General features: G+C 29.6%; 4 protein-coding genes and 1 tRNA gene. 4 read left to right on the top strand and 1 reads right to left on the bottom strand.

Translation table 11 applies throughout. From position 1 onward, the window contains the following. Positions 1-104: 104 nt before the first annotated feature. Positions 105-485, bottom strand: coding sequence for a hypothetical protein (locus G7Y57_RS17765; RefSeq protein ID WP_165027328.1), 381 nt, complete (start codon positions 483-485; stop codon positions 105-107). Between the two features lie 738 nt (positions 486-1,223). Here G7Y57_RS17765 and G7Y57_RS17760 point away from each other — a divergent pair. The 4 genes from G7Y57_RS17760 to G7Y57_RS17745 all read left to right on the top strand — a co-directional run bounded on the left by G7Y57_RS17760 (position 1,224) and on the right by G7Y57_RS17745 (position 2,770). Continuing rightward, positions 1,224-1,589, top strand: a complete 366-nt coding sequence (locus tag G7Y57_RS17760) for a hypothetical protein (RefSeq protein ID WP_165027325.1) — start codon at positions 1,224-1,226, stop codon at positions 1,587-1,589. Positions 1,590-1,663: 74 nt separating this feature from the next. Continuing rightward, positions 1,664-2,074, top strand: a complete 411-nt coding sequence (locus G7Y57_RS17755; protein WP_165027322.1) for a hypothetical protein — start codon at positions 1,664-1,666, stop codon at positions 2,072-2,074. 46 nt (positions 2,075-2,120) lie between these two features. Next, positions 2,121-2,513 carry a lipocalin family protein gene (locus G7Y57_RS17750; protein ID WP_165027320.1) on the top strand — a complete coding sequence of 131 codons (393 nt, stop codon included), beginning with the start codon at positions 2,121-2,123 and terminating at the stop codon, positions 2,511-2,513. A 142-nt stretch (positions 2,514-2,655) separates the two neighbouring features. Then, positions 2,656-2,770: transfer RNA gene (locus G7Y57_RS17745), tRNA-Arg, on the top strand. Positions 2,771-3,036: the final 266 nt, after the last annotated feature.

The raw sequence follows: 3,036 nt of genomic DNA, 5'->3' as shown, positions 1-3,036 counted from the left end.
GAGTTAAAGAAACTAAAAAAATGTTACAACCTGATGAAGAATAAATATCTTTAGCCAATCTCATCCGAGACACTTAGTGGTATACTTTTCAATTACTAAGTGGACTACTTTTCAATTATATTATACAGTAAATAATGAGGAGTCAATGTTCCAATTCCTATTTTACCAGCTGGTAAAAATACCATCCATGGATTTGCATAATTAATATTAGAATTATCCATCCTATCTCCTCCTATATACCCATATTCTAATTTAGCTCCATTGGCTACGACTCCAAATGAAAATATATCTCCCTTTCCATTAGCCGAGAAATTAAATTCTCTCGCCCATCTTGTAGTAACAGGAAGTTCCATATTTATATTTACTCCGTATGGAAAAATTGATGGGTTGGTTATAACTAAACTTTTGTTTCGTATTTCTTCAATTTGAGAGAACATATCTCCAGCAAAAAAAATAAAACATATTATTAAAGCGATCTTCTTCATAATTTTACATTTAAAAGTTTAGGCAACGAAGATAAAGATTTATAATGAAATGTTGTAAAATGTGAAAATATTTTTAGCAAAAAGTTATATCAAAAACAATATATCCCCCTACTCATAAAGGAAAAGGAGTAAAAGGTATATAAATGCTCCCCTAGTACCCCATAACGACCCCCGCATAGTACGATAAGAAAATAGAAACTTTACACGCAAATCAGCACAGTAAAACACATTCCAAATCCCTATAAAAAGTAATATACTATAAATAAGAATCTATTAATAAATCTGTATATCAAGCCTTATTATATTCTTTAACGGTTCAATGTGTAAAATAGAGTCAAATAAATCTAAAATATTCATTTTTAATAAATACTCAACTCAATTATTTGCAGATCATAGCTTTTGTTTACCTTTGTATCAATTCCAATTTATCAAAGAGTTGATTTTTGGAAGGACATATTAACGAAAGCATAAAAGCATTACTCTTGATTTGAAAATCTCGACAATTTTTAGCCATCAGAGAGTAATAGCAACACGCTTTCCTTGTCATCGTTATATAACCTCATAAGGTATTATATAAAGTATTGGCAAGGGGCGGTTGTCTATTTACTATCTTGAATGGCAGGGAGTCGAGACCCTTCAAATCAGATGTGTAATAGTTCAATCGTTCCCTTGCTTTCTTATTTTATATAACCGTCTTTCATAGGGAAACCGAAAGACACAAACTAAGTATTGTAAACTATGAATTTAATAGAAACAGAAAAAGTCGCAGTTGCATCCATTATCACAAATATGATGTGTGCTGATTATGAAATTACCTTTGATGAACATTGTTATTTTGAAAAATTGAAAGACAAGCTATCATTAACAGATGATATTATTGATAAGGCAAAAAAGATGTCAAGACAACTGACAATAGAAGTTTTGAAAGAATCATCCTATGAAGTAAGAAAAACCGTTGCATACATTCTTAAGGAAATGTCTACAGCTGGTGAAGGTTGTACAACAGAAAAAGTAATATTACTTAGAAATGTTTGCATTGCTTGGAATTTGCCATTAGAATTGATTTTTAATAAATCCTCCATAGAAAAAATATTGAGACTGTAAAAGAGCAATAAAATTCACAGTTTTAATTATAAAATATTATTAATCAATAAATTAAATCCAATAAACTAACAAAAATGAAACAAATCAAATTTATTTCGGTATTATTATTAACTCTTATATTTTTATGCTTTAGTGCTTGTAACAATGACAATGAAGAGAATGATCAAGAACCAACAATAGAAAATACAAAATATGATTTTAATAAAACTGATGCGGAAAATTATCTAAAGAAACTATTCTATTGGGATAACGCCAAAACCTTCAATATTAAACATATTACCTACTCTTATAAAGAAGTATTATATGCACCAACAGGAAATATCATAGAAGTATATGATTTTTCAACAATAGCTCATTTTGAAACTACAATAAATGGAGAGCCATATATTTATGATATTATCTATAATGGTGAAATTGTTTTTTCGGTGAAAAGTAACAGTTATAGTGTTCAAAAAACAAACAGCAAGACAAATTACTATAATTAATATAGGAGTTGATATTTACAAATTAATAAATCAAAACAAATCAAAAATGAAGCAGATTAAATTTATTTCGGCTATCTTGTTACTAGCTACATTATTCTTAGGTTTTAACGCTTGTAGCAGCGATGACGACAAAGACGAAGAGCAAACTAATTCTATTGTTGGCAAATGGAAACTAACCACAAATAATGGTTCAATTCATACTCATTTAGAATTTAAATCAGACGGAACATTTGAATATACAAGTACAAAGGAAACTGATTATAAAGAAGTCGGTAAGTATAAGATTGAATCAGATAAACTATATCAGATGTTCAGTGATGAAGAAGATTGGGTCACTTCTCAAATTGTTGAATTGAATACTATAAGTTTGATACTACAAGAATTTCATAATGATGGTACACTTTCTAATACTAAAGACAGTTATCAGAGAATTAATTAGAATAATAATTGAAGCGGTAAGTATGAAAACTATTTACCGTTTTGATTTTAATGAAAATAATAATATTAATAATCAATCTTGATTGATATATGAACAGACTACTAAATGTCAACTGAGATGTCAACCGCAAGTGTGAAGCAATGGCTGTGTGGCTCAACTGAAGCCTTGAAAACGAAGGCTTTGCCGAGTTTTAAAGGTCTTGATAGAGTATCTGACTACGGATCAGAAGGTTCTAGGTTTGAATCCTAGCGCGGTCACTTTTAATAAATAAGAAAGCATGTAATTCAATGAGTTACATGCTTTCTTTATTTAGATACTTGCCACTGCCTTTATTGTTTGAAGTGTAGATTTAGGGTTAATACATATTTACTGTAAACCAAGATGTAAAGGATCAACGGATCAACCCGAATTCTTGTGGACTAGGCATTTTTTTTTCTAATTTCGCATCATGCAAACAGGCTATGAATTATTATTACCCGAAGGGTTGTTGAATTACTTTGAAGTAGTTGAAGTTGAAACGTTA

Source organism: Dysgonomonas sp. ZJ279, from assembly GCF_011039205.1.
Taxonomy (GTDB): domain Bacteria; phylum Bacteroidota; class Bacteroidia; order Bacteroidales; family Dysgonomonadaceae; genus Dysgonomonas.
Note: the sequence above shows the minus strand (reverse complement) of the source record. Positions and strands in the feature narration are given on the sequence as shown.

What these genes read in the sequence shown, in the direction of transcription:
- G7Y57_RS17765 (WP_165027328.1), bottom strand. Translation starts at nt 485, where the DNA reads ATGAAGAAGATCGCTTTAATAATATGTTTTATTTTTTTTGCTGGAGAT.
- G7Y57_RS17760 (WP_165027325.1), top strand. Translation starts at nt 1,224, where the DNA reads ATGAATTTAATAGAAACAGAAAAAGTCGCAGTTGCATCCATTATCACA.
- G7Y57_RS17755 (WP_165027322.1), top strand. Translation starts at nt 1,664, where the DNA reads ATGAAACAAATCAAATTTATTTCGGTATTATTATTAACTCTTATATTT.
- G7Y57_RS17750 (WP_165027320.1), top strand. Translation starts at nt 2,121, where the DNA reads ATGAAGCAGATTAAATTTATTTCGGCTATCTTGTTACTAGCTACATTA.